Origin of the sequence: Maritimibacter dapengensis (assembly GCF_019218265.1) — a bacterium.
In the GTDB taxonomy this organism is placed as follows: Bacteria; Pseudomonadota; Alphaproteobacteria; order Rhodobacterales; family Rhodobacteraceae; genus Maritimibacter; species Maritimibacter dapengensis.
On record NZ_JAHUZE010000005.1, the window covers coordinates 1 to 25,628 of the forward strand.

Here is a 25,628-nt window from a genome sequence, read left to right on the forward strand (position 1 = left end):
GCGCCAAAGCTGTGTCAGCCACTGACGCAGCGCCCTGTGGATATATTGCAATTAAGGGTACAGAATCTGCCGAAAACGCTTCCAATCCGCAGAATCTGATTAATTAGGGTACAGTGACAACCCGCGCCGATGATAATCCAGAGGCGTACGCCTATCGGCTCGGTTACTTCCTCGGCGACGGCACCGGCTGCGGCAAGGGCCGCGAATGCGCCGGGCTCATCCTGGCGAACTGGCTCGCGGGTCGGCGCAAGGCGGTCTGGATCTCCAAATCCGCCACGCTCATCGAGGACGCAGTCCGCGACTGGACCGACCTCGGCGGCTCGCCCGCCGACATCCAGCCGCTCTCCAAATGGAAGCCTGACCAGCCTATCTCCATGGGCGATGGCATCCTTTTTGTGACCTACGCGACACTCCGGTCCGCAGGCAAATGCGGGATGACCCGGTTGAGCCAGGTTCTGGGCTGGATGGGCGACGGGTTCGACGGCGTGCTGGCTTTTGATGAGGCCCACGCCATGCAGAACGCCGCGGGGTCCGACGCGGGCAGGGGGGTCAAACCCTCCCAGCAGGGTCTCGCCGGGCTGCGTCTGCAGCTCGCCACGCCCCGGGCGCGGGTCTTTTATGTCTCGGCGACCGGGGCCACCAGCGTGCAGAACCTGGCCTATGCCTCCCGCCTCGGACTCTGGGGTCAGGGTCCGGACTATCCCTTCCCGAGCCGGGAGAGCTTTGTCTCGGCAATGGAGGCCGGAGGCGTTGCCGCGATGGAAGTCGTGGCGCGCGACCTCAAAACGCTCGGATTCTACACCGCGCGGGCGCTCAGCTTCGATGGTGTGGAATATGACGTGCTCGAACATGCGCTGACACCGGCGCAGATCGAGATCTATGACGCCTATGCCGGGGCATTCCGGACGATCCACCATAATCTCGAGGCGGCGCTGACCGCGACCGGGGTCAATGATGCCTCCGGTCAGACGAACGCCTCTGCCGCGAAGGCCTCGGCCAAATCCCGCTTCGAGAGCACCAAGCAGCGCTTCTTCAACCACCTTCTGATGGGCATGAAAGCCCCGACCGTCATCCGTGCCATTGAAGATGATTTGGCCGAGGGATTTGCCTGCGTCATCCAGGTGGTCTCGACGGGCGAGAGCCTGTTGAAGCGACGGCTCGAGGCGATGGACCCCGAAGACGAGCTGGTCGAGGGGGCGTTGACGCCTCGGGATTATGTGCTCTCCTACCTCGAACAGGCCTTCCCGATCCATGCCCAGAAGATCGTGGAGATCGACGGGAACATGGTCGCGGAGCCGCTGCGGGATGCGAATGGCGCCCTGGTTGTCTCCCGCGAGGCCGAGGCCTTGCGCGATGAGGCAATGATAGAGCTGATGTCCCTGGCGCCGATCCCTTCGGCGCTGGACCAGATCCTCTGGGCCTTCGGGGATGAGGTCGTGGCCGAGGTGACAGGGCGCTCCATCCGCCCCCTGAAAGCCAGCGAAGGTGCCCTCTTCATCGAGAAGCGGTCCGCCAGCAGTAATTCTTCTGAAACCCGGGCCTTCATGGATGGCGAGAAGGACATCCTGATCTTCTCCGATGCCGGCGGGACGGGCCGGTCCTATCATGCCGCTCAAACGGCCAAGAACCAGAAACGGCGACGGCACTACCTGCTGGAGCCCGGTTGGCGGGCCGATGCCGCGATCCAGGGGCTCGGCCGCACGCATCGTTCGGCTCAGGTCAGCGCGCCTTTCTTCCGGGTCTGCACCTCGGATGTGCACGGCGAGAAACGCTTCACCTCCACGATCGCCCGACGGCTTGATCAGCTGGGCGCCCTCACCAAGGGCCAGCGCGAGACCGGCTCCCAGGGCATGTTCCGCGAGGAGGACAATCTCGAAAGCCCGATCGCAAGGGGTGCGCTGCGAGGCTATTACGCCGATCTCGCCGCCGGGCGCGCGGCGGCCATGAGCTACGAACAGTTCAGCGATTGGACAGCTCTTCGACTGATCGACCAGGACGGCGTGCTCCTGGAAGAGTTGCCGCCGATCCAGCGCTTCCTCAACCGTGTCCTGGCGCTGCCGATCCACATGCAGAATGCACTTTTTGTCGAGTTCATGAGCCGGATTGCCGATCAGACCGAGCGGGCGCGGGCTGCAGGCACACTCGATCTCGGCGTCGAGACATTGCGCGGCGAGAGGATCGAGCAGGTCTCGACCGAGGATCTCTGGACCTGTCCGCGCTCCGGAGCGGTGACACGGATCATCGGACTGGAGGTGACGGACCCCGTCCATATCCTCTCCGCAGAAGAAGCTTTGGACCGGAACCCCGACAAGCTGCCAATGATCAACAGTGCCTCGGGACGTGCGGCGCTGATCTCCTCGCGTCCGATGCAGATGTATGACGAAGAGATCGTCACGCTCATGCGCAAGGTGACCCGGCCAAGCGGGTCCACCTATGTCGAGGAAGGGAAGTTCCAGGCCTCCGCCTGGGAAGAGATCGAAAAGCCCGAGTTCCGCCGCCTCTGGGACGAGGAGGCCAACAGCCTGCCGAAGGTGACCACGACGAAGCTATACCTGCTGACCGGGCTGCTGTTGCCGATCTGGAAGGATATCCCCTCGGGCAACGAACGCATCTACCGCGTCACACCTGAGGCACAGACAGCGATGATCGGCCGGACCGTCAGCGAGGACGGCGCCGCGGCCCTGCGTGCGCGGTTCATGGTCGGCACCCCGAAAACCCCGCGGGACATGCTGACGGCCGCGCTCGGATCCACCGCGCCGGTCGATCTGGGACGCGGCCTCACGCTCACCCGCCGCCGGGTCGCGGGCGCGGCCCGTCTCGAGATCGACGGGGCCGACCGGGGCACGATCGACGGGTTGAAGGCCCTGGGGTGTTTCACCGAGATCATCGCCTTCCAGCTTCGGGTCTTCGTGCCCCACGGGGAGGGCGTCGATACCGCTGCGATCCTCGGCCGGATCGTGGCGGACGGATCAGCCTCCAGGGCTGATCGCGCCGCCTGAAAGGAAAAGCGGGCCTTGGGTCGGGGGAACGCGGAAGGGTGCTTTGCCCCCTCGCGTTCCGCCGCCGTGGCGTGTCTCCAGACCCCTCGGCGCCTTCCCCAATCCCAGACAAGAGGACGAGACCCATGACCAACTCCGAGACCACCTTTGCCGAGACGATGGCAAAGTGGCAGGCCGAGCGCGAAGCCGCCAACAAGGCCACCCGAAACGAGCTGCTCCCGCAATTGCGAGGCCTCGGCATCACCGAGGTCACCGCCGAATACGAAGGCTACGGCGATTCCGGCAATATCGAAGACGTAACGGTGCAGCCCGCAGGCATTGCGCTCCCTGACGAACTCTGCACGAAGGTTGGCGACTTCGCCTGGTCCGTCGCCTATCACCAGCATCCCGGCTTCGAGAACAACGAGGGCGGCTACGGCACGCTGACCTGGGATGTCATCGCCGACAGCATCACCCTCGATCATGCCGACCGCTACGTTGAATGCTCCCACAGTTTCGATGAGGGCCTGTGACATGGCCCATCCCCTCCATCATGCCGAAAGTTCCGCCCGGAAGTATGGCGGAACGCCATCCGACTATCAGGCCGTTCACGACTGGTTCGATGCCTCAAAGGAGCATCTCGCCATCTTCACCCACCGTGCTCTGCGCCATCACACGCAAGGCATCTTCGAGGCCGAACGTGTCTTCGGGCTCTCCCTCACCAACGGGGCGGGGCGCGAGATTCCCATCCGCTGGATCGGCGAGCAGCATGTCCGCGAAGACTGTCAGGGCCGCATTCCGAGCCTCGCCGACTGGCTCGGACGGATCCAGCCCGAGCCCTGGATGGCCAACGGGCAGATCGACCGGCAAGCGCATGAGCCCGTCGGCGATCCGCGCACGAAATGGCTGGCCGAGGTGGCTGGGGGCAAGACGATCCTCGGCCTCAAGGACTGGATGGAGGCGAGGGGATCATGATGCGCAACGTTCGCAGGTTCTACGATTGCAGCACCGCACATCTGCCTGAATAAACCGTCCAGGCTATCGAGAACGGGCTCTTTGCCAAATCGCCGAGCATGCAGAATGAGTATGGCTGGCTGTTCTCCGTCCCTGTAACCCTCGCCGACATGCCGGAAGGCGTCGACTGCGACGCCTTCAAGGCGGTCATGGCGTTGGCGATGGATGCCGGGTGTGACTACGTCCTCTTCGATCGAGACGTCCCGCCAGCCCCCTATCTCGAGGTCTTCGACTGGTAGGTCAATCGCGGTTGCACAGAGGCCCGATCCACGGATCGGGCCTCTCTTGTTTCCAACACCAATACTGAAATGGAGATCCGGATGAACGTCGCGGAGATAAAGCTCGCCGTGGATGCCGGCAAATCCGTCCACTGGGCGAATGAGGGGTATCGGGTGCATCGGGACGGCCTTGGCCAATACCTCATAACCTTTGTGCCGAACGGCAGCACGATCGGGTTGACCGACCGGAGCGGCCGTAGGCTGAACGGAGCCGAGGCCGACTTCTTCATATCGGAGCCGGGCCATGATGGCGCGACAGCGCAGGGGAGGGTGGTGCGCGGGGCGACGTCGGACACCTCGTCTACCGCCGGGCCGGGCTGACGGGCAGGAGAGAAAGGAAAGCATCTGTCTTGAAAATCAAGGCTGCGTTTCTGACCAGAGCCTGTTTTCGCTGAGAAGCGTGTTCGCGAGTATGAGGAGCTTTCGCATCACGGCGGTGATTGCGACTTTGAAAGGTTTGCCCGCCTTCTTGAGGCGCTGATAGAAAGCGGCCATGTCCTTGTTCCAGCGGATCGCGACGACGGCAGCCATATACATGACGTCTCTCACTGGTTTGCGTCCGCCGCCGATCTTACGTTTTCCGCGGAAGCTGCCTGAATCACGGTTCATGGGCGCGACACCGGAAAGAGATGCGATCTGCTTGGCATTCGCGCCGCCCAGTTCGTTCAACTCGGATATCAGAGTTGCAGCAGTGGTCAGGCCGATGCCCGGTATTGATGTAAGGATTTCATGCTTTCGCCTGATGCCATCGTCTTCTTGAATCAATTCGGCCAATAGCTGTTCGAGATCTTTGCAGTGACCCTGACACAGAGAAATGCGCGCCGCGATCTGCGCGATCACCAGGTCGTCCAGTGTCTGTGTTTGCTGCTGTTTCAGGATCTTCATTTCATCGACGATTTGCCTCCGAGCGACTGTAATCTCGGCAATTTTTGCTTGCAGTTTGGAAGGGGGTGTACTCGCCGGAGGTCGAAGCCTTTCACCATACTCAGCCAGGACTTGCGCATCGATCCTGTCGGTCTTGGCCAGGCGACCTATTGACCTCGCGAAATTCCTGCTTCGAGCAGGGTTCGCGACAGCAGTCCTAACACCAGCCCCATGAAGCGTTTCATGCGCCATCCTGTGATAGCGTCCCGTCGCCTCGAGGACCACAAGATCGGCATCGTGATCTCGGCAGACGTTGACCAGTTCGACAGCGCCTCCAGCGTCATTCTTGAAGCTGTGATGATTGCCAGCCGGCGAAACATACACGTCCAGCTGATCCTTGCTGACGTCGACCCCAACGACAATGAATGGGGAGGTCGCCGTGGTGATGGTCTTCTTTTCTTGTATTCGGGACATCGGTGACTCCCCTTCATCTGTTCAGAACAGTTCCATCTTCGGAAGCCGACCATTCTCTCCTTCGGTACATCTCTACCTTAAGGCTTTCGGTCCGACTTCCGCAGGGATGGTTAGCAATGCCGATCCCAGATTTCGACGTTCCGCGTGCGGGATCGTCGCGCAATCAAAGATACAAGAGGGCTTTGTGGTTTTGCGATCCCATGAGGGGTCGAAAAGCAATCCCGCGTGCTCTGGCCAAGTGCCGGGCAGCGGCAAACCCAAGGAGAAGACCTATGTTCGCAGGAACCCTGACCAAGAATGCCGAAACCGCAGCCACCGCCTATTCCGGCATGATCCATTCGACCCGGTTTGACATCGCCATCCAGCTCGAGACTCGGACGAAGATGTCCGAGCGAAGCCCGGACTATGATGTGACGGCGGTGAACAAGTCGGGCCGCAAGGTGCGCATCGGCACGGCCTGGAACGAGACCGGCAACACCACCGGTAACCATTACATCTCGATGCAGATCGATGTCGGCCTCGGGCCCTTCCGGGTCAACGCCGTGCAGACCAAGGAAGCACGCGAAGCGATGACCGGTGAATTCGAGATCATCCCGCTGGTCTCGAACGGTGCGATGAAGTCCGGTTCGATCTCGGGCGAGTTGACGGCGATGGATGCAGACAACGCCTTTGCCGGTTACATCGCCAACATGATGTTTGACCTCGACTTCATGCTCATCGAGAACGAGTTCAAGACCGAGGAGACCCATCCCGACTACCGGATCGAGGTCAGCTCGCCCAAGGGCCACCCGATCCGCGTCGGCTCGGCCTGGATGGCGAAGAGCAACCGGACCGGCAACGACTATGTCTCGCTCCTCATCAACACGCCCGATGGCGATCTGCGGGTGAACGCCGTGCAGAACGAGGAGCAGCGCGGCGGCCAGACCTTCTCGATCATTCCCTTCGTCGAGAGTGCAGGCCAGGACCGGTCGGACAACGCCGGGCTCGCCCTGGTCGGCTGACAGGCAGCGACTGCTACAGAACTGGCGCCCCGGGCAACCGGGGCGCTTTCGCCCGTGCAGGCCTGATCCTCCTCCCAAAACGGCCTGACGGGGTGGTGCCGGTCCTGTCTCCGACCGGCCCGCGCCTCCTGTCCCCAAGAGGCAGGTCCCGCGAGGGGAGCCGCAGTGACGCGGCTCCCCTCTTTTCGTATCACCTCATCAGTAGGACTAGACGCATGTTCAATCTCACCCATCCCAAGCTGGTCACGCTCGCCGAGGCCGAAGGCTACGCAGAGGTCGTGGACTTCCTGGAGGACTATGCGCAGGGCAGCATCGTGCCCGCGATCTGCATGGCACCCGATTGCGACCACACCGCCGATCTCGAACCCGACCAGCGCGCCGGCTTCTGCGAGGCCTGTGGCCGCCCCACCATGAAATCCGGCCTCGTCATCGCAGGCATGAACTGAGCGGCGCTGGCCGCGATCCTCTCAAAAGATTGGAAACGACATGATACAGCACGATCCCAAAAAGATCGCCGAACGAGGCGCATCCGGTTTCTCCGAAGCCGAGATCGCGACCATCGACGCCGCCCGCATCATCCTGCGCAGGCATGCCCGCTCGACCTCCGCACTGCAGTCCTGGACCATGCTGACCGACTACCTGGCTCTGAACGCCGTTCATGAACGGGTCGAGGTGTTTCGGGTGCTGCTTCTGGACCGGAAGAACAGGCTGATCCGCGACAGGGTCATGACTCGCGGCAGCATCGATCACGTCCCGGTCTATGTCAGCGAGGTGCTCCGCGCCGCCCTCGTTCTCGATGCCTCTGCCCTCATCCTCTGCCACAACCACCCCTCCGGCGATCCGCATCCGAGCCAGACCGACATCGAGCTCACCCGCAAGATCGTGGAGGCCTGCAAGGTGATGGAGATCGTGGTCCACGATCACATCATCGTCGGCTTCGGGCGGGAGAAGAACGCCTTCAGCATGCGGGCGGCAGGGATGTTGTCGGATTAAATTCGCGCACTGAACGTCGCGCAGCTCCCTGGCAGTCGTATCGCTAGCAGTATCTCGCCCGCCTGATCCGCGACCGCGCCGCCGGCGTCTCCAGATGGGCATACCGACCTCCGGAATATCTCCGACAATCGAGCGCGTGACCGGCCGCGATCAGCGCGGCGCCTATGTCCTCACCATCGGCGTAACAAATGCCCACCCATCGGTCATGGGTCCGCTCGCCGTTGAGCTCGCATTCTATCGAACGGCCATCGAGGTAGTTCACCATCCAGCGCCGGGCATCCCGGCCCGCCCGCGTTCGGAGCTCGGGAGCATCGACGCCATTCAGACGCACAGGTGTGCCGGAGACGACGATGGTGTCGGCGTCCCGGATCTGCACCTGCGCGATGGCTGGTGATGTCAGCAGGATCACGACGATCGGGATCAGATATTTCAACTTCCGCCTCCTCTGCAGGTGGGTTCACATTCTTCCGGGCGTAACACTCTCAGACCCTTATCGCATTAATTGGCCCGAAGCGCCCACTGCCTGACGGCCTCCCCCGCTCGGCTTCGCGTGTCGCAGGCGAGAACGGCCCTGCGGTCCGTCGCGCATTCGGCCATGCGGCCTCACCGCGGCGCAGCACTTGGCATCCCGGTTTGCCCGTCTCGCGAGCAGGCCGCGCCCCGGCCGCTCCGCCGGATTGCGCTCCGGTCTGTTTTGCGGGGCAAAACGATCCCGCCGCTCCATCCGTCTCCCGCGTCCGGTCGCGCCCTTTGCCTGCTCGCGTCGGGCAAACCTACCGTCAACAACACACACATGAGTGCGGAAGCATATCCTCCGGATGGCCCCCAAATCAGCCCGCGTCAAGGATCGCAAAACTTTTCGGCGAAGGCGGCGCGGGTCGAAAGGGCGGTCCAGTTTTCGATGACGCGCCCGTGGTGGGCGATGCGCCCGGAAAACTTTTGCGCCCGGCACGCCGGCGGCTTCGCCGTCCCTGACCCGGACAGATTCGGTGAACCAGACGTACGGCCATGCCACCACACTCCCGTGGTGGTTCCCCGAACATCTGGAGACACCAACATGACTTACGAGAACGCGAACGCCTACGAGACCATCGAACTTTTCGGCCTGACGGAGAAAGACGCGGAGCTGCCCATCCCCGAGGATCACATCCTGACCGACAGCGTCGTCCGCGAGACTTTCGAGGCCCTGCTCGGCCAGCTGCGCGGCACCGGTCTCGAGACCGAGATCGAACCGCTCGCGCACGGGCTCGCCACAATCCTGCAGCGCCGCAAGATCGCTCTCGGCAAGGAGCTCGACCGCACCGCCGACAAGATCGGCGCCCTGGCAAAATCCCACGACGGATCGGAGATCGCCGAGACCGCGCTCGAAGAGGCGCAGGCCCGCTTCCTGCAGGTCCGCGAGATTGTCGCGGCCATCGAGGTGATGAGCGAGGCGGCGGCGGAATGCTACGAGGTCGAGACCGGCCATGCCTTCATCCCGGCCGCGGGATCGCGCGCCAGCGCTCGCGCTCAGGAGACCGGAGCGGTCTTCGAGGCCCGGCAGTTGCTGGAACAGCATGATCGCGAAACGGCCGCGAAGTCGAAGGTCGAGGGGGTTCCCCTGATCGTGTCGGGGGCGACCGACTGGACCGATATCGACGTCATCTTCTCGACACTCGACAAGGTTCGCGAACGCATCCGGCAGAACCGCAACCAGGAGATCTTCCTCTGCCATAAGGGTGGCAAGCACGGGGCCGAGATGATCGCCGCCCGGTGGGCTCGGGCGCGCGGCGTCGCGCAGGCGCGCTTCGATCCGCGCTGGTCCGCGCATGGGCGGGCGGCACCCTTCAAATGCAACGATGAGATGCTGGACGACAAGTTTGCTGCGACGGGAGTTGTGCTCTTCGGTGGCAACGGGGTCGCGCTGAACCTCGGGCAGAAGGCCGAGGCGAAGGGGCTCACCGTCATGCGGGTCGCCGATCCGGCGAAGAAGTCGGCAGACGCGTGAATGAGAGAGGGTCGCCTTTGGGCGGCCCTTTTGTCGTTTTCACGTCGGCCTCTAAATGCGACCAAGCGGACGTATCGAACTCACTAGATGCAGCTTTTCGCCGATGACACCGTTTGCAAGATTCCCCTGAGACGCTAGACGGGTAAGCCAGTTGGCAACTGTCACAGGTCCCCAGAGAAATGACTATTTACTACGATCAGTTTGAGACCTGGGAGGGGTCTTTCCGCGAACTGGCAGTTGATCTGGTAGGCAAGGAAGCGATCGAAACCCTCGCTTCATCGAATTTTGAATTCATCGAGGATGCGGGCGACTCCGTGGTTCGGCATACGGACATCGAAACGGCGTCAGACGCGATTTACGATTGGCTGCAAGCACATGAATTCTGCGTCTTCCATGGTACACGTTTGCTGCCGGACGAAATCCTATCTGTGCAGCAACTTGGTCTGCGTCCATTGGTGGCCGCAGACCGCAGGCAAAGACTCACAGAAATTCTCAAGACCCATCCTCAGTGGCATCATCTAGAACACCAACTTGCCGAGGTACTTGAAGATGTCGGCCCGAAAAACAAGCAAGGCCGACGGGAAGGACAAGTTCATTTCAGTCTATCTCGATCGGGTCTCGCGAATGGTTTCGACCACTATTTGAGTCACGGCTCTGAGTTTGATCAGCATGTCGTGCAGCGGTTGTTCGGCGATCAATCGGGCCTTCACCTGCTCCACTCGGAAACCGTTCCCATCATCGTACATGTCCGCATTGGTGGCGAAGAACTCGTGCGAGGTGCTCATCCGCACTTCAGCTATTCTGACATCACCGGCATGGGCGAAATTCCTGGGATTGCACGCGTCTTCCTGAACAGCTGGGCATTCAAGGTAGCGAACCCCAGCTTCGATATTGCCAAGCTGCGAACTGACTGTTGCATGATGCAACGGGTCGCCACTCCGCCCGAACGGATCATCGATTTGGAAAAGTTCGGCGAGTTGGACGCAAAATGAGTGTCGAGCAACAAGTCGATAAGATGATCTCGTCAGCCCCGCCAAACCGAGGCCCGGCTGGACAGCTCGCCCTTCCAACTGGACAAAATACTGCGGTCTGATCACACGATGATCCGTGACTGGTTCGGTCAAGACGGGCCCCTGCCGGCGGGGTTGCCCTCATGCGCGCCTGAAACCCCGCGATCCGGCCGTGCGGGTGCAGATCGCTGGGGCGGGCGCAGCGCATCGACTGCGCCGCCCGATGGCGGCGACCCGTCCGGGCGGGCAACGCTGCTGCCAGGCCCGCGGATGCATCACCTCCCCGGATCGCGAGACTGCGACGGGGAAGTCGAGTTTGAGGCAGACGATCGCGGTCGTGCCGATCGGGCTTGGGCGAACCATCCCGCCGCCGCGTTGGATGAGAGCGGCGCGGACATGGTCATGTCTGACATAACTCGACAGGACCGAAAACGGCTGAGGGGCGGGGTGCACATCCGGGTCTCCCCTCTTTGCTCATAGATGTGGATCGCACGGGGTCGGGCGGTCCGTGCCCTCCGCTCACGCTCCGGCAAACACAAATACGGTTTCCACGCGCGGGGCGCGCGGACCCTCCGCATTTGTGTTTGCGGACCTCCCTTGCCCCCCGTGCCGGGTGATCCCCATCGCAAAAAGGAGAGACCCAAATGACCAACCACTACGTCGCCACCGTTCCCGTCAAGTTCACCGACAACGAAGGTCAGGAGCGCACCCGCTTCCAGCGCGTCGGCGCGATGTTCCGCAACACCCGCAACGGGGACGGCTCGGAGTTCTTCAGCCTCAAGCTCGACTTCCCCGTCGCGGTCCAGGAGCTGGTGATGTTCCCGCCGAGCTCCAAGGAACCGCAGGAGTAATCCTCCCAGGAGGATGGGCCGCCCTAGAGGCGGCCCTTTCCCTGTCTCAGGGAAGGCTGCGCCAAGACCGGGGACCCCTGCTTTCGGCCGGTGTCCCCGATAAGGTGTCAGGACCGTGCACGGTCCTGACGGGGGATTTCAGAGATCGCCTGGAACAGGTCTGCCGGCCAGCCTCAAGGGGGCCATCCGGAATAACAGTCGGGCTGAAGCCCGCCGGTTTTTCCGGCAGAGATTTGGGCCAAGCCAAATCTGGCCGCCCTTGACCCTGTCCGTCAGCCCCGTCGGTGAAGAGATGCGCCGCCCCTCGCTTCCGTCCGAACACGGGTCCGTGTTCGGCCAGACCCTCGGGCGCGGGCATGACAACAGGTGGCCGAGGTGCGGTTGGAGATGGTCGGTGTTGCTGGGCCCTTCGGGCCGGGCCTCGCACCTGCGGTGCTCGGCTTGAAGCGGAATTCAAGGTCGCCTGGGGGCAATCTACAATAATATTGTATTGACCGCAACATATAGTTTCGTATGATGAGGGCGACCTTGAATGAAGGTGGCAGGAAATAGGGGGGCTTTCTTCGTATGAGCCGGACCAGGAGACTGACACAGACGGAGCGGGCGGAGATTATCCGTGAGGCCGGAGAAGGTGTGGGGACGTCTGAGCTCGCGGAGCGGTTCGGGGTCACGCCGCGGGCCATCCAGTACACGTTGAAGGCGGACGAAGATCGCCAGAAGGATGCGGCCGTGGCCACGGCCGCCGTGACCGTGAAACTGACCCCCGAAGAGCTTAGTGCGCTGGATGAGGTCCTGGCCGCGGCGGGGATCGAGACCCGCACGGAGGGGGTCCGGCGGCTGATCCAGGCGGCGGGGGGAACCTTCGTTCCGGACGCGCAGCTGGCGGCTGAGATGGCACGTTACCGGGCCTCCCTGCACGAGGTCGGTAACGGCGTCGTACAGGTCGCCAAGCAGATGATGAAAGCCAGCCGGGCGGGGCAGGGGGAAGGCTCCGCACCGAACGCAGAGTTGTCCGAACTGCGCCTCGCGCAGATGCGTGGTCTGGCGCGGTTCATCCTTGATTCCGCTGACGAGATCGATCTGCTGCTGCGCCGTCGTCGGGATGCCATGCAGCTCGCCGCCACTGCCGCTCTGAGGGAGTTTGCCCATGCGGCTGAATGATGCCGTCCATGACGTCACCGGTGAAATCTTCCGGGACGGTTGGAGCCGCATTCGGGGCTCGATGCAGGGGCTGCAGGCGTCCCGGCAGAGGCAGCTCGTGCGGGCCGCCGCCGGTCACCGTGCAGCGGTCTTCAAGGCGATCCGGGGCGGGGGCACGCATACCAAATCGCAGCTGATGAACCAGCTCGATTACCTGACGACGAAGTCCTCGCATCTCGTGGACAGCAGCGGCTTCCTGGACGGGAAGACGAAGCTCGAGGCATCCGAGATCAAGGACCTGACGGAGCGGTTCGCCAAGCGCTGGAGCGCGGGGTTCAAGCCCAAGCTCGGGCAGACGACGCATATGCTCATGTCCTACCCGATCGGCACCCGGGGCGAGGACGTGCGCGACATCACCGCCAATGTCGCGGAGCGGTTCTTTCAGTCCGACGAGGGGCATTTCGACTACATCATCGCAGTGCATGAGGATCGCGATCATCCCCACGCGCATATAGTATTGAACCGCCGGTCCCAGGAGGGCGAGTTCTTCTTCCTGGGTCGCGATCACAGGTTCAACTATGACGACTTCCGCCTCGCCATGGTCGAGGAGGCCGAGAAATTCGGCGTGCGTCTGGAGGCCACGCGGCGGCTCGACCGAGGTGTCGTGCACTACCCGCCGCGCACCCGCGAGGTCTATGCGGCCAAGGTTGAGGGGCGGGCCGCGGAACCACGGCCACGGGTCGGGGCAGACTTGGATCGCGCTCTCGAAGAGATCGCCAATACACGGATCATCTATCACTCGCTCGCAGCCGAGGCCTCCGCGGACAACCGCGAAGATATCGCCGATGCCCTGTTCCGGTCCGGAGAACTGCTGGCGAAGGGCGGCAAACTCACATCGGAAGGAGGGGTCTACATGGCTGAGGAGCAATCGTTCGACGACCTGAGGACCCGCTATGCCGATCAGGTCGCGCGCGTGCAGGGCATGATTGATGCGAAGCCGGAGGCCGAACGGCCGAGGCTCGAGCGCAGCCTCAACGAGATCCAGTCGCGGCTCGCGCATATGCAGCCCTTGGGGCTGCGCTCCGTGACACTGACCGAGAAGCCGTCCGACGGCGGGATCTATTCCGAGACCAATATCGATGCGGCCCGGCTCGACCGGTTGCGCGACCCCGAGGTGCGGGCGCATGTCGACACCGCGCTGCGCGGAACCGGGATCAGTTCGTCCGTGGTGGTCGCGCGGATGGAGACGGGCGCGCAGAACGCGGCGCTCGAGCGGCAATGGATCGCTGACGATCTGGCGCGGGTGGCCGAGAGGGACGGTCTCAACCTCGAGCGCCGCGCGGATCTGGAGACGGCGCGCGAGACCCTCAACCGGGCCCATGTCCAGCTCGGCGTCGCGCTGGAGCGGGCAGGGGTCTTGCGTGAGGACGGTGTCGTGGAAGATCGCACCGTGACGGAGAGGGTCCATTATCATCGGGACGCCACTGAGGACATGGAGCGCGCCATCCGCCAGGACATGCGTTCGGAAGGTCTGACCGAAGACCAGATCGAGGCGCGGGAGTCGGAGATCGTCTCCCGCGCGGAGCGGCGTATCGAAGAAGAGCAACGCAGGTACCTCGATGCGCATCCGGAACTCCTCGCGCGCCCCGGTGACGTGATCGACCGGTCCGTACCCTACCGGGAGCACATCACCGACGAGGATCGGGCCCGCGAGATCACCCGCGAAGTCGACCGGATCATGGAGGGTCGCGACGCGCGGACCCCCGTTGCGGAGGCCGTCACGGACGCGTTCCGCGCGCGCTATCCCGACATGCCGTCGCATCTTGCCCGCGGGCTTGGCGCGACCTATGCGGCCGTCACCGAACTGCGTGACACCGAGGCCATCGACCAGGTTCGCCGCGAAAACGAATTGCAGGAGGTGGCGCTCGACCTGCGCGACGGGCGGCTTTCGGACGTGCGCGAGGGGGACGCTGTCGAGGGCGCGCCGATTGCCGATCCGGACATCCGGCGGGTCGTCGACCATGAACGGGCCGGCAATCTGCATGGGCCGTTCCAGGATGACGGTCAGCGACTGGCCTATCGCGCCGCGGTCGAGCGCGAGCTGGACGCGGCGCAGATCGACCGGCTGCGGGACGGTGATGTCGACGTGCTGAAGACCCAGATCGAAGACCGTCTCGACCGGCTCTACGCCGCCAAGACCTACCTGCAGACGGATCCGGCCACCGCCAACAGCGAGGCGACCCGCGCCGTGGTCGAGGAGATCGCCGACCGCGAGTTCGAAATCCACCGCGCCGATCTTGTCGATGGTGAGACCGAGCGCGGGGAGACCCACTGATGGGAGGGATGGGGAAAGGCCGCCTCGCCCTCGGCGTGGTGCTGGTCACACTCGTCGCCATCGCGATCGGCTACGTCATCGCCTCGGCTGTCGTGACGTTCCGGGACCTGGGTTTCCAGGCCGAGATCGATTTCTTCTACATCGCGCAGAACTACCGGGCGATCGGTGCCGCCCGCCCCGATGATTTTCGCCTGATCAACCTGATCATGGGCGGGGCCGGGCTGGCGGGCCTCATGATGAGCCTGGCGATGTCGGGCTCGGCCCTCACCCGCTTCGGCTACACCCATTGGCAGACCCGCCGCGAGATGAAGCGGAACGGCTTCTTCGGCGCGCCCGGCACAGGTTTCGTGATCGGCAAGTTGGGCAAGCCCGGTTCCCGCGCGCCCTTTCTCTGCTCCCGGACCTTCCCACACGCGCTCATCGTGGCACCGACCGGGCGCGGCAAGACCACCGGCTTCGTCATCCCGAACCTGCTGACCTGGCAGGGATCGGCGGTCGTGCTGGACGTGAAGGGCGAATGCTTCGAGGCCTCGGCCCGCCACCGGGCGGCACAGGGCGACGAGGTGTTCCGGTTCGCGCCCACGGATTGGGAGGACCGGCGCACCCATCGCTACAATCCGCTCCTGCGCATCTACGAGTTCAAAGACCCGGCCCGCCAGCAGATGGAGCTGCAGCTCCTGGCCACGCTCTTCCTTCAGAACGACAACGACCGCGTGCAGGGCCTCCTGAAGGGCGGGATCGATCTCTTCGTCGCGGCCGGGCTACTCGCGTTCCAACGCCGCAGGCCGACGCTCGGGGAGATCTACCGCATCGCCGCCTCGGGCGGGCAGAAGCAGAAGGAGTATCTCGCGCGCGCCCATGAGGTCCAGAACGCCGCGGCGCGGCTGATATTCACGCGGCTGGCCTCGACCAACAACGACACGCTGACCTCCTATGTCTCGCTCCTGATGACCTCGGGCCTCGATCAGTGGCAGAACCCGGCGATCGACGATGCGACGGCGGTATCGGATTTTGACTTCCGGACGATCCGCAAGACACCCTTCAGCGTCTATCTCGTCGTGCAGCCCCTCATGGTGAAACCGCTGGCGCCGTTGATCCGACTGTTCTTCTCTGATCTTCTCTCCGCCCTGCAGGACAAGGAACCGGGCGCCGACGAGCCCTGGCCGGTCATGATCATGCTCGACGAGTTCAACCGGCTCGGAAAGATGCCGATCGTGGCCGAGAGCATCGAAGTGCTGCGCGCCTATCGCGGGCATCTCGCGGTGGTCACCCAGACCATCCCGGCCATCGACGAGATCTACGGCGAGAACACGCGGCGGGCGCTGCAGGGCAATGCAGGCATCAAGCTCTACCTCACGCCCTCGGACGAAAAGACCGTCGAGGAGTTGAGCAAGGCCGTGGGCAAGACCACCAAGACCGTGGTCACCCGTTCCCGCGCGGTCGGGAAGAACCCGTTCGAGGGTCGCAGCCAGTCTGAGCGGACGGAAGAAGTCGCGCTCCTGCCGGAAGACGAGGCGCGACGTCTGCCGCTTGATGAGATCGTGGTGGTCGTGGACGCGCAGATGCCGGTCCGGGCGAAGCGGGTCGTTTACTACGAGGATCCGTTCTTCAAGGGTATCCACTCGGCGCAGGAGGGGGATCTGCCGTTTCCGAAGGGGCCGGTCCCTCCGATGGGGGAATTGCCCCTGAGTGTCCGGGCGATGCCTTCAGCTCCGCGTGGGTCTGGTCTCACGGAACGCGATTTCGAGGCCAGGATGGGACTTACGAAAACCGAAGGAAATGCACCCATTGAGCCCGGCCCGGCTCAAGCGCTTCGGTGCGGTCGTGCCGCAGTCCTCGCGGACGATCAGCGGCAGTTCGAGATGGAGTTCGGGCGGCAGGCAGATCTCGAGGTGGAGGCTGCGACAGAAGACGACGTAGTCCGGGTGCAGGACGCCGTGAGTGATCTGGAGCGGCTGGAGGCGGAGATGTCCGGTTCGGAAGCAAAAGTCAGCGAGGCGGGCGAGAAATTCGGGCTTGGCTAAGCCGCCATGCGGGCGACACGAAAGCATGCCACGATGGCGCCTTGTGCCCGCGCCCCGGAATCGACCATTGTCACGGGTGAAGAAAACCAGGATCGTCGCGCTCTGGTCGAGGGGCTCGCTCAATCGTCGCAGGGTCGATCTCACGCATCGTCAACTGGGCGTTCACCCTGCGGGCCGCGGGGCCCGCACGAAACCACTTCGCGGCGGAAGCCAGGTTAAAGCGCGGACGACGCTGCCCCTTCGCCGGCTTTGAGGCCTCCATCAGAACCTCGATCATTTCATCGATGCGGTAGAGGCCACCGGCAACGGGGAGGGGCATCTTGCGCTGCTGGAGCGCCTGTCGCTTCACCTCGAGCTTCTCGGCGACATCCGCGAGAGACACCAGGTCGGGACGGACCTCGCGCAGGACAGTGCCCTGCGGCAACGCCTTGATCAGCGCCCGCGCCGCTTCAAGGATCGCGCTCTCGGCCTCATCCCCTTCAAGTTCCAGTTCTACACCTAGGAGACCGGCGTGACCGGTGCCCACGAGCGCATCTTCAAAACCCGCCTCGAAGACCGCGTCAGAGAGCGCAAACGCATCGTGCTCTCCGTCGGGGAGCGCAAAGACCAGTTCGAATTCGAATTCTTCAGCCATCGGCATTACCTTCGTCGTTCTTCTGAAGCTTCACGCAGGCCAGAGCCTTCTGTCGGATCCTTTTCGCGAACTGCTGTGGATTCTTCGGGGTCGACCAGACAGACATCTGACAAAACTCGCCACAGCGGCAATCCTTATCGTTGGCCGGGCATCGGAGGATCCCCCACGCGTGCCCCTTGCCCTCAATAAGGTCCCATCCCAGCTCTTCGAGCTCCTGGATGACGGCCTCGATTTCCTTTGATGTGTGCTTCTTCCTTGGCACCTTAGATACTCCACTCTCTTAAATTGTCAAGTGACAAGTTAAAAATTCAACGAGAACATCGCGGCAATTTACTGCCCGCTACCGGCAATTTCCCAAAGGAAGCTTGCCGTCGAATGCTTTGATGTAAGAAGGGGATACAGGATAGACGTCCCAGACAGCAACACCGGCGCCGATGCCGTTCCACTTCACCCGGACATGGCATGATGGTGCCAAGGTAAATCCGTTCAGGCAGTTTGCCGCGAGCTCTGCTGAAGGCAAAGGTATAGGCTCGCAAAGAACATGTTCCCGCTGGTGAAGCCTTTGACGGTCAATGCTACCTTCGGCCCAGCCTGCTTAGGCGGGCCAACTGTGCCAGCATTCGCGCGCCTGAGCTGCCCGAACCAGTGTCAGGGTTCGTCGGAACGGTTTGGCTAACACCCGGCCTCTGCGGCATTGTCTGCACCCCGAAGAACTGCCGCGCACGCAGCGCAGCATATTCAGCGCCAGTCGCTCCTCCAATGAGATACCGATTATAAGCCTGCTGACTGCCGCCAAGCGCCCGACCGAACCCGTATGTACCGCCAAGGCCTGCTGATAGTGCTGGCATCATGATGTTCCCCGAGATCGCGCGGACAATGAACGGCGTCGCGATGATGAACCCCTTGGCCATGAGCACCATCATGAAAAATGGGATGAGGGCCCCGATGTTGGACGCGCCCTCAGGGTCGCCGAGCTCGCCGATCAATGCCGAACTGACGCCGGTGATTGTCGCGAAAACGCCTGCAACGACGATCGGATAGAGCGCGAAGGAGATCAGCGCCGAGAGCCAGCGCGCGAAATAGTCCTTGGTCACCTCGAAGAGGGTGAGGAAGATCATCACCGGCGCGATGCCTATCAGGAGTGCGATCATCAGCCGGGATGCCACGAGAATGAATGCGGCGAGCCCGCCCAGGATCGAGAGCAGGAGTACGCCAAGAACGTCAAGCAACGCCCCGGCCATCCAGTTCAGTTCAGAACCGGCCGCATTCAGGTATTCACCCAGTTCGGCGATCAGCCGGTCGAATTCCTCGGCGAAGGTCCCCGACGGTCCGGGCGTGCCGCCGCCGACCGAGGCGACAAGCGATCCGGCGATGCTGTCGATGCCGTTTAGGACAGCGGAGGAGAAGGCGTTAAACTGCACCCAATTTGTCGCGAAGACCCCTATGAGGCCGACTTTCACCGCGAGCCAGAACGCAGTGCGTCCATCCATGGAGCGGTACTGGTAGATCATGTTGACGCAGACCAGAATGACCACAAGCGTCGTTCCGAGAACCAGCATCGTGCCGACTGTCGCCGCCACCGCGCCGAACTGCGTCTCTGCGGCAGAATCCAGGTAGCCCTGGGAGGTCTCGACGAAGTAGGTGACGACGCTCATAATCTGCTACCAGTTGCCCTCGGCTTCGCAGATTGCCATCGCGTCAGGTCTCAACGCGTTGGCGCGCCGGTTGTAAGTGTCCGAGGCCTCCAGCATTTCCCATCGTTCGGCTGTGTTGAAACGCTCCCGAAACTCCGTTTCCGCCGCTTCCCAGGACGGGAAGCGTGTGTCGCAGGTGCAGGATCCGGTTTCGACGATACGTTCAAGGTTCTGAGCACGGTAAATGTCTTGCACCAGGACACGTCTGTAAGCCTCTCGCACGGTGATGTTCTGCATCCACTCAGGCTCAGCGGGCCGATCGATGCAGACATCCGACGTGCTGTCGAGAGAGGGGACGAAGTCGCGTTCGGCGGCAGCCGGAAACCCCACAACGGTGATCGAGATGCAAAGCAAGGCGTTTCTCATTTCGCGCCAGCTCCTTCGGCAATCTCGCGCTTCAGAAACGCGGTGTGGCCAAGATGCGCGAACTCTGACGAGCTGACCGATACGACTTCCCAGCCTTCTTTCCCACGTGCGTTCAGATCGTCCTGCATCGCGATCAGGCTGGTTTTCTTGTCCATCGGATAGGTGATGATCTGGTATTCAAACCGCTTCATGGGTCATGCCTCCGCTGAGATCGGTTCCGGGGAGATAGAATTCGGTGATGCCGCGTTGGCCGTCCTCGCGGCCCGCCTGGATGATCACGTCGATCGAGCTTTCGATGTATTGGACCATGTCCTGGTAGGTCATCGGGATCTCGGTCTTGAGCGCGGCGATGGCGAGACGCTGGACGGCGAGCTGCGGGGTTTCGGCATGGAGGGTTGTCATCGAACCGCCATGGCCGGTATTGATCGCCTCGAGGAAGGTCATGGCCTCCTTGCCGCGCACCTCTCCGAGGATGATCCGGTCGGGCCTCATGCGCAGCGTCGCGGTTAGAAGCACGTCGGCGGATTGGAACTCCGCATCGCGGTTGGCGATCAGGGTCACCGCGTTCGGCTGAGCGGGGAGAAGCTCTGCGGCTTCCTCGATGGTGACGATCCGTTCCTCATCGGGAACGTAGGAGAGGATTTTTCGAGCCGCGACTGTCTTACCGGTCGAGGTGCCGCCGGAGACGATCATGTTGAGCTTGTTCTCGACGCAGAAGCGGATGGCCGCGTAGATGTCACCGGCGGCAACGACCTCGCGCAGCGCGCGGTTTTTCTCCTGGCGCAGTTTCTCGAGCTTGCGCTCTTCGCCATAGAGGAAACGAAGCTCGATATGGTCCAGCGGTAGGCTCGAGAAGAACCGGAGCGAGATCGACATGCCCGAGAGCACCGCGGGCGGGGTTACGACTTGGGCACGGATGGGGCGGCCCCGATAGGTGATCGAGACCGAGACGATGGGCTTGTCCTTGCTCATAGTCGTGTTGGCTGAGGAGGCGATCTGGTTGCCGAGATCGCGCACCTCCGTGACCGTCAGACGCTGATCCAGTGCCCGCATGAAGTGATCCCCCTGGAACTCACCCCAGCAAGAGCCATCCGGGTTGATGCATATCTCGATCACGTCATCGCGGGCGGCGTCCTTCAGCTTATCGAGCGAGGTCTGGAGGTAGGAGAGCGTCATCTCAGAAAATCTCCAGATCCCGGTCGACCATGACGGTGACGCGTGCGCCCTGGTCGACGTAGATGACGGGACCGATGGAGAGATATTCACCGATCACACTGTCGGTGGCGTTGGCCAGGTCGTCGCCCACATCTTCAAGTACGTCCGCGGTGGTCTCATCCTCGACCTGGGCGGCGGCCACACTCGGGGCGGCGGAGATAATCGAAATCAGTGCGGCAGAGCCGAAACGCTCGTCGAAGCGCGTGTCCACGAAACCGGTGACGCCCGAGCGCCCGAGTTCGTCGCCGCCGAAGGAACTGATCTGAACGGTCTGGTTGTTGGGCAGGATGATCCGGTCCCAGGCGATGGTGACCCGGCGCTGCGCGATCTCGATGCCGGAACGAAAGCGTCCGATGAGGCGCGAGCCGCGCGGGATCAGGAGCCGTGAGCCGTCATAGCTGAAGACGTCTTCTGAGATGATGGCACGGGTCTGCCCAGGGAGCGAGCTGTCGAGTGCGGTCTCCATCACGGCCTGGATCATCGTGCCCTGGATGACGGTGTTCGAGGGATTTGCGATGACTTCGGCTTGTGTGATGGCGCTCGGCAACGCGCCGTTCAGCACGAAGTCTGTCACCTCGCCGAAGGTGCGCTCGGTAAGTTCTGTCTCGCCCGCATTGGCGCCGCCCGTTCCGCCGAAGGCGATGACGGGGGAGGAAATCCGCCGTTCCTGGAAGGCACGCTCCTCCTCGGCCCGGCGTTGCAGTTCGGCCAGCCGTCGCGCCTCTTCCTCGCGCCGCAGCCTCTCTTCTTCGCGGGCGCGCAACTCTTCGTCGGTGGGTCCGAGCGGGGCGGGCGTCGGCTTGTTGGCCTCCAACCGCGCGAGGTCCAGGTCCATACGCAGCTGTTGCAGCTCTCGATCTCGTGCGGCGAGTTCGGCCTGGAATTGTTCCTGAGCATTCTCGGAGGCGTCCTGTAGGTCGGCGATCCGTGCGGTCAGCGCATCGATCGCCTCGGCGGCCGCGCTGTCCGCCCCGGCGTCGGAGTCCGGCGCATCGCGCAGTTCTTCGATCTGGGCCTGGAGCGCGGCGATCTGCGCCAGAAGTTCGGCGTTGGGTTCTGGTTCGACGAGAACGATCTCGGGTTCCGGGGCGGGTGGTGGCACGAAGAGTTCGATCTCTCCGAACCCGTCACCCTCGGTTTGGAACTCGTCCGGGGTGGCCGTCGGCAGGGCGACCTCTTCCCCAGGGCCCGAGAATAGCAAGAGGACCAAGCCGCCCGCAAGGATGAGCCCTGCGAGGAGGAGGGCGAGGAGCGGCGAGCGGCGTTTCGGAGCGGGTCCGAGGCGCGGGTTGCCCCGTTCAAGCGCAGCGAGGCGCTGTTCGAGATCCGGGTTGTTGTCACTCATGAGGCGGCCTCCGCGGGCGGCGTCGCCTCGATACAGACCACGTCCTCGCCCAGACGCAGCACCCATTGGCGCCCCACGCCCGAGACACGGATCACACCGTCTTCGACCGGGCCTGTGTTCACCGTGCGCTCGCGCCCGTTCGTGTACCGGAAGATCGCCGGGACGGGTGCGTTCCGCGGGAAGGCGAAATAGGTGAAGGTGCCGTCGTCCCAGACCCGGGTCGGCGTGAACTCCGTCCGTGCGCTGGCCGCGTAATTGGTGTTCGGTGCGGCGCGCGCGATGGCGTTGGAAGGGCGGCGATTGTCCTCGGGGTAGCGAAACTGCACGACATAGAAGGTCGGGCTCGAGACCTCGTTCACATTAAAATAATAGCTCCGTCTGTTGGTGTAGACGGTCACGTTGGTATGGACGCCGCGGGCAACGGGTTTAATAGCAAAGGCCCGCCCGCCGGGCACACCGTCGATCTCGAAGCCTTCCGTGTCGCCGGCGATGATTGAGCGGATGCTCTCGCCTGTCCCGAACTCGATGGTCGTGACATGGGTCAGGGAAACGTTCAGCCTGTAGACCTGGCCTTCCTGGTAGGATGCGACCCGGACGCGGTGGTCGTTGGGTCCCCCGCGCGGGATCGCCTCGGCTGACGCGTAGGACGCAAACAGTGAGACCATCAAAAAGGTCGCGAGGAACGCCTTGGCGTGTCCGGCGTGTTTCGCATTGCAAAAAGCCTGGCGCCTCTCGCGCTTTTGGGACGCTGGCAAGGCGTTCCCTGATTTCTTGTTCCGGAAGCGCACTTACTGGTTCTCCAATCTGTCCGAGCGGATCGCGTATTCGACGACCGTGAAGCCAAACGGGTTGGTCCAGACCTGGTCGATGGAGCGGCTCTCTTCGGGGCGGAACTCGAAGAGGAGCGTCGCGGTGAAGAGGCCCGCTTGGACCCCCTGGATCGAGGTCAGGCGCTTGCGAAGCCGCACCGTGGCCCGGTTGTTGCCGATCAGGTTGATGCTGAGAATCTCGACATCGAGCCGTGCATTTGGCCCGTAGACTGACGGCGGATACTCTGCATTGGCCGAGTTCCAGATCTGGCGCAGTGAGGCCCCTGCTGCACGGTCCGAACGGCGCAACACGCTGCGGATGCGCACGTCATTGTCGAGCTGGTTGTAGACCTCGCGGTCCGTCACGTAGCGGAAGACCTCCGCCTCGATAATGGCGCGGTTCTCGGTGACGGTGGTGGCCCCGACGGTGGCTTCGGGGAGGGCGAAGCCGGTGGCGGGATCGTAAGGCACAACAACTGGGGGCGGATCGACATCGAGGATGGCCACGGCGGCCGCGCTGAGGCAGCCCAGGATGCCAAAGCCGAGGCCGATGAGTCCCAGGCGCTGCCAGAGCCGTTCCCGTCTCAGTGCGCCGTAGACCAGTTCCTCCTCGATGATGGCGGTTTCTTCGTCCAACAATCAGTCCTCAATCCGCGCTCAGTTCCGGAAGCGTGAACTCCATGAAGCGTTGTTCTTCGGCGATGGTGGCGGCATCGATCACGCCGCCGGTGCCATCTCCTACGGTCTGGATCGCTTCGAGCTGCCACATGGCGACGAGCGCGATGGCGAGCTCTGCCGTCACCCGCGTGTTGAGATCGACGCTCTCCTTGAGCTCATCCATGTCGTCGATGAGCCCGACGAGCCGGTCGACACGTTCGAGCGACTGCCCGGCATCCTCATAGCTGTTCTGGGCCGCGGCCGAGACCAGCGCGCCGGTCGTGGCCTGTGTCGCCACGCGCACGGCCCCGGGATTGCCGCTGCGGGCCATTTCCGAGAGCGTGTCCTCGTCGAAGCCGAGATCGGCCAGCACCCGGTCCATCTGGGTTTCGATCTCGACGGCGCCGGATCCGGTGAGCCCGGAAAAATCCCCCGTCTTGATGGCTTGAATCGTGGCGATGATGTCGCCGAACTCCTGGTCCAGGAGACCGTTTAGTTCGTCTTCCATCTGTGTCCGGATGATCTCGGGCAACTCTGCGAGACGCGTTAACGCCTCATACGTTCGTTGTAGCTCGGCGAGCTGCTCCGTGAGCGTGGCAAGCTGTTCGCGGAGCTGCACGAGTTGCTCGTTTTGCAGGATCTCGTCCTCGATCATCTGCCGGAGCTGCTGGATGTTTTGGGCGATGTTCTGGGTGTCCACGACCGGCACGCCCTGGGCCAGGGCGGGGGCACTGGTCACGAAAGGCGAGCAAAGCGCCAAGACGCTGGCCAGGGTCAACGCGCGAAATGGTGCTGAAATGAACATTCTGCGGGCCATCAATCCAGATCCTCCAATGTGAACTCCATGAATTCGTTCTCGACCATGCGGGCCGCGGCCTGGGCCAATTGGGCCGCACTGAGCGGTTGGGTCCGTGCGGCTTTCAGGCGAATGCGCGCGGCCATCAGCCGGACCAGTTCGGCGCGGGCATAGGTGTTGAGCGCCATGCTCTCCTGGATGTCCTGGGTCGCGCCGATCATGGTGACGATGTCCTGGACGCGCAGGGCGGCCTGCCGGATGGCGGCGGGGGAATTGCTGCCGTAGAAGGCGGCGCCGAACCCGCTGAACGAGAGATTGGCGTTGGTGAGAAGCGCGGGGTCGATCGTGCCGAGCGCTTCGATGCCGCCGATCCGCGCGAGGTAGAGATTGTAGCGTTCGGGGATGACCCTGATGTAGTGCTGGGTCTCCTTGAAGGGCGGTACACCGCCATATTCGAACACACGGCCAGGCCCGGCGTTATAGGCCGCGAGCGCGTTGACGACGTTGCCGTCGAAGGTGGTGAGCTGGGCCGCGAGGTAGCGCGCGCCGCCCTCGACCTGCAGGTAGGGGCTGTCATAATATTCCGGGTTGATCCCGAGATCGCTTGCGGTGCCCGGCATGATTTGGGTGAGGCCGAAAGCGCCCACGGGCGAGCGTGCGCCGATGGAGAAGCGGCTCTCCTGCCAGATGAGCGCCTGCAGGAGGGCGCGCCATTGCACGACGGAAAGACCGGCCCGCCCGACCCCGGGCCGCCCGTGGGTCTCCTGGGCGACCCGGATGATCAGCTGCTCGATGTTTTCTGCCGCATCCCCGAACATACCCGCGCCGCCGGGGTTGGGATCGACATCGCCGGAGCCGTAGACCGCCGCTGCGGATCGGTCCGGATCGCCGCCGCCGCCCTCGAAGTCTGCGACCATACCCGGCAGCCCCTGGCCGCCGAAGCTCGTCTGCGCGTCGAGGATGGCGCGCAGCGTGGCGAGCTGTTCCCGTTCGATCTCGGTCAGCAACTCTTCGACGGTGAGTTTCTCACGCTGGACGGCGAGGTCAGCGTCCCGGTCGCCCGTCTCGACGATATCGCGGGCCGTCAGCCCGGAATCGTTGGTGGGAACGCCCTGGCCGAGCGCGGCTGCCGGCAGGAGAGCCGCAAGGAGGATATGTGCGAC

Annotated in this window: 25 protein-coding genes and 1 pseudogene; 14 read left to right on the forward strand and 12 right to left on the reverse strand. The window is 63.2% G+C overall.

Going from position 1 to position 25,628, the window contains the following annotated elements; all coding sequences use genetic code 11:
• Window positions 1–110: 110 nt before the first annotated feature.
• From KJP28_RS18050 to KJP28_RS18070, 5 genes and pseudogenes are all read left to right on the forward strand, one after another.
• A pseudogene (locus KJP28_RS18050) lies at window positions 111–2,999 on the forward strand (strawberry notch family protein); the annotation flags it as partial.
• 125 nt (window positions 3,000–3,124) lie between these two features.
• Window positions 3,125–3,511 carry a DUF6878 family protein gene (locus KJP28_RS18055; protein ID WP_009803668.1) on the forward strand — a complete coding sequence of 129 codons (387 nt, stop codon included), beginning with the start codon at window positions 3,125–3,127 and terminating at the stop codon, window positions 3,509–3,511.
• A 1-nt stretch (window position 3,512) separates the two neighbouring features.
• On the forward strand, window positions 3,513–3,953 hold the full coding sequence (locus KJP28_RS18060; protein WP_043754051.1) for a DUF6915 family protein: 441 nt from the start codon (window positions 3,513–3,515) through the stop codon (window positions 3,951–3,953).
• Window positions 3,954–4,051: 98 nt separating this feature from the next.
• Window positions 4,052–4,231, forward strand: coding sequence for a DUF5983 family protein (locus KJP28_RS18065; protein WP_043754053.1), 180 nt, complete (start codon window positions 4,052–4,054; stop codon window positions 4,229–4,231).
• 81 nt (window positions 4,232–4,312) lie between these two features.
• Window positions 4,313–4,591, forward strand: coding sequence for a hypothetical protein (locus KJP28_RS18070; protein WP_048534140.1), 279 nt, complete (start codon window positions 4,313–4,315; stop codon window positions 4,589–4,591).
• Window positions 4,592–4,627: 36 nt separating this feature from the next.
• Here the strand turns inward: KJP28_RS18070 and KJP28_RS18075 are convergent, their stop codons facing one another.
• Window positions 4,628–5,608, reverse strand: coding sequence for an IS110 family transposase (locus KJP28_RS18075; RefSeq protein WP_218394042.1), 981 nt, complete (start codon window positions 5,606–5,608; stop codon window positions 4,628–4,630).
• Between the two features lie 272 nt (window positions 5,609–5,880).
• On the opposite strand from KJP28_RS18075, the gene KJP28_RS18080 reads away from it, so the two are divergent.
• The 3 genes from KJP28_RS18080 to KJP28_RS18090 all read left to right on the forward strand — a co-directional run bounded on the left by KJP28_RS18080 (window position 5,881) and on the right by KJP28_RS18090 (window position 7,602).
• The gene (locus KJP28_RS18080; protein WP_048534142.1) at window positions 5,881–6,609 is read left to right on the forward strand and encodes a DUF736 family protein; all 729 of its coding nucleotides are present in this window, start codon (window positions 5,881–5,883) and stop codon (window positions 6,607–6,609) included.
• Window positions 6,610–6,824: 215 nt separating this feature from the next.
• Window positions 6,825–7,055, forward strand: coding sequence for a hypothetical protein (locus KJP28_RS18085; RefSeq protein ID WP_043755226.1), 231 nt, complete (start codon window positions 6,825–6,827; stop codon window positions 7,053–7,055).
• A gap of 40 nt (window positions 7,056–7,095) precedes the next feature.
• The gene (locus tag KJP28_RS18090; protein WP_081979737.1) at window positions 7,096–7,602 is read left to right on the forward strand and encodes a JAB domain-containing protein; all 507 of its coding nucleotides are present in this window, start codon (window positions 7,096–7,098) and stop codon (window positions 7,600–7,602) included.
• Window positions 7,603–7,645: 43 nt separating this feature from the next.
• Here KJP28_RS18090 and KJP28_RS18095 read toward each other — a convergent pair whose 3' ends face one another.
• Window positions 7,646–8,035, reverse strand: a complete 390-nt coding sequence (locus KJP28_RS18095) for a thermonuclease family protein (protein WP_043755224.1) — start codon at window positions 8,033–8,035, stop codon at window positions 7,646–7,648.
• 624 nt (window positions 8,036–8,659) lie between these two features.
• On the opposite strand from KJP28_RS18095, the gene KJP28_RS18100 reads away from it, so the two are divergent.
• The 6 genes from KJP28_RS18100 to KJP28_RS18125 all read left to right on the forward strand — a co-directional run bounded on the left by KJP28_RS18100 (window position 8,660) and on the right by KJP28_RS18125 (window position 16,949).
• Window positions 8,660–9,589, forward strand: a complete 930-nt coding sequence (locus KJP28_RS18100; RefSeq protein ID WP_043755221.1) for a DUF2493 domain-containing protein — start codon at window positions 8,660–8,662, stop codon at window positions 9,587–9,589.
• Window positions 9,590–9,768: 179 nt separating this feature from the next.
• On the forward strand, window positions 9,769–10,581 hold the full coding sequence (locus KJP28_RS18105; RefSeq protein ID WP_188479606.1) for a hypothetical protein: 813 nt from the start codon (window positions 9,769–9,771) through the stop codon (window positions 10,579–10,581).
• A 662-nt stretch (window positions 10,582–11,243) separates the two neighbouring features.
• Window positions 11,244–11,450, forward strand: a complete 207-nt coding sequence (locus KJP28_RS18110; RefSeq protein WP_028093953.1) for a hypothetical protein — start codon at window positions 11,244–11,246, stop codon at window positions 11,448–11,450.
• Between the two features lie 567 nt (window positions 11,451–12,017).
• A complete protein-coding gene (locus KJP28_RS18115; RefSeq protein WP_043753561.1) occupies window positions 12,018–12,611 on the forward strand; it encodes a hypothetical protein in 594 nt (197 codons plus the stop codon).
• Complete coding sequence (locus KJP28_RS18120) at window positions 12,598–14,925, forward strand: relaxase/mobilization nuclease domain-containing protein (RefSeq protein WP_204114550.1); 2,328 nt, start codon at window positions 12,598–12,600, stop codon at window positions 14,923–14,925. The genes KJP28_RS18115 and KJP28_RS18120 overlap by 14 nt, the downstream gene beginning before the upstream one ends.
• A gap of 8 nt (window positions 14,926–14,933) precedes the next feature.
• Window positions 14,934–16,949, forward strand: coding sequence for a type IV secretory system conjugative DNA transfer family protein (locus KJP28_RS18125; RefSeq protein WP_204115152.1), 2,016 nt, complete (start codon window positions 14,934–14,936; stop codon window positions 16,947–16,949).
• A 70-nt stretch (window positions 16,950–17,019) separates the two neighbouring features.
• Here the strand turns inward: KJP28_RS18125 and KJP28_RS18130 are convergent, their stop codons facing one another.
• From KJP28_RS18130 to KJP28_RS18175, 10 genes are all read right to left on the reverse strand, one after another.
• Window positions 17,020–17,583, reverse strand: a complete 564-nt coding sequence (locus tag KJP28_RS18130) for a hypothetical protein (RefSeq protein ID WP_048534205.1) — start codon at window positions 17,581–17,583, stop codon at window positions 17,020–17,022.
• Window positions 17,584–18,158: 575 nt separating this feature from the next.
• Entirely contained in the window at window positions 18,159–19,238 is a 1,080-nt protein-coding gene (locus KJP28_RS18135) for a TrbL/VirB6 family protein (RefSeq protein WP_028093950.1), read from the reverse strand.
• Window positions 19,239–19,244: 6 nt separating this feature from the next.
• Window positions 19,245–19,643, reverse strand: a complete 399-nt coding sequence (locus KJP28_RS18140; protein ID WP_028093949.1) for a hypothetical protein — start codon at window positions 19,641–19,643, stop codon at window positions 19,245–19,247.
• Window positions 19,640–19,834 carry a DUF4177 domain-containing protein gene (locus tag KJP28_RS18145; RefSeq protein ID WP_028093948.1) on the reverse strand — a complete coding sequence of 65 codons (195 nt, stop codon included), beginning with the start codon at window positions 19,832–19,834 and terminating at the stop codon, window positions 19,640–19,642. Before KJP28_RS18145 ends, KJP28_RS18140 begins: the two co-directional genes overlap by 4 nt.
• On the reverse strand, window positions 19,821–20,819 hold the full coding sequence (locus tag KJP28_RS18150) for an ATPase, T2SS/T4P/T4SS family (protein ID WP_218394043.1): 999 nt from the start codon (window positions 20,817–20,819) through the stop codon (window positions 19,821–19,823). The genes KJP28_RS18145 and KJP28_RS18150 overlap by 14 nt, the downstream gene beginning before the upstream one ends.
• Window position 20,820: 1 nt before the next feature.
• Window positions 20,821–22,203, reverse strand: coding sequence for a TrbI/VirB10 family protein (locus tag KJP28_RS18155; protein WP_028093946.1), 1,383 nt, complete (start codon window positions 22,201–22,203; stop codon window positions 20,821–20,823).
• Window positions 22,200–22,868, reverse strand: a complete 669-nt coding sequence (locus KJP28_RS18160) for a TrbG/VirB9 family P-type conjugative transfer protein (RefSeq protein ID WP_035366665.1) — start codon at window positions 22,866–22,868, stop codon at window positions 22,200–22,202. The genes KJP28_RS18155 and KJP28_RS18160 overlap by 4 nt, the downstream gene beginning before the upstream one ends.
• A gap of 123 nt (window positions 22,869–22,991) precedes the next feature.
• Window positions 22,992–23,648 (reverse strand): VirB8 family type IV secretion system protein, encoded by a 657-nt coding sequence (locus KJP28_RS18165; RefSeq protein WP_121066915.1) that lies wholly within the window; start codon window positions 23,646–23,648, stop codon window positions 22,992–22,994.
• A gap of 10 nt (window positions 23,649–23,658) precedes the next feature.
• Window positions 23,659–24,486, reverse strand: coding sequence for a type IV secretion system protein (locus KJP28_RS18170; protein WP_229861760.1), 828 nt, complete (start codon window positions 24,484–24,486; stop codon window positions 23,659–23,661).
• Window positions 24,486–25,619 (reverse strand): lytic transglycosylase domain-containing protein, encoded by a 1,134-nt coding sequence (locus KJP28_RS18175; protein WP_407682148.1) that lies wholly within the window; start codon window positions 25,617–25,619, stop codon window positions 24,486–24,488. The genes KJP28_RS18170 and KJP28_RS18175 overlap by 1 nt, the downstream gene beginning before the upstream one ends.
• Window positions 25,620–25,628: the final 9 nt, after the last annotated feature.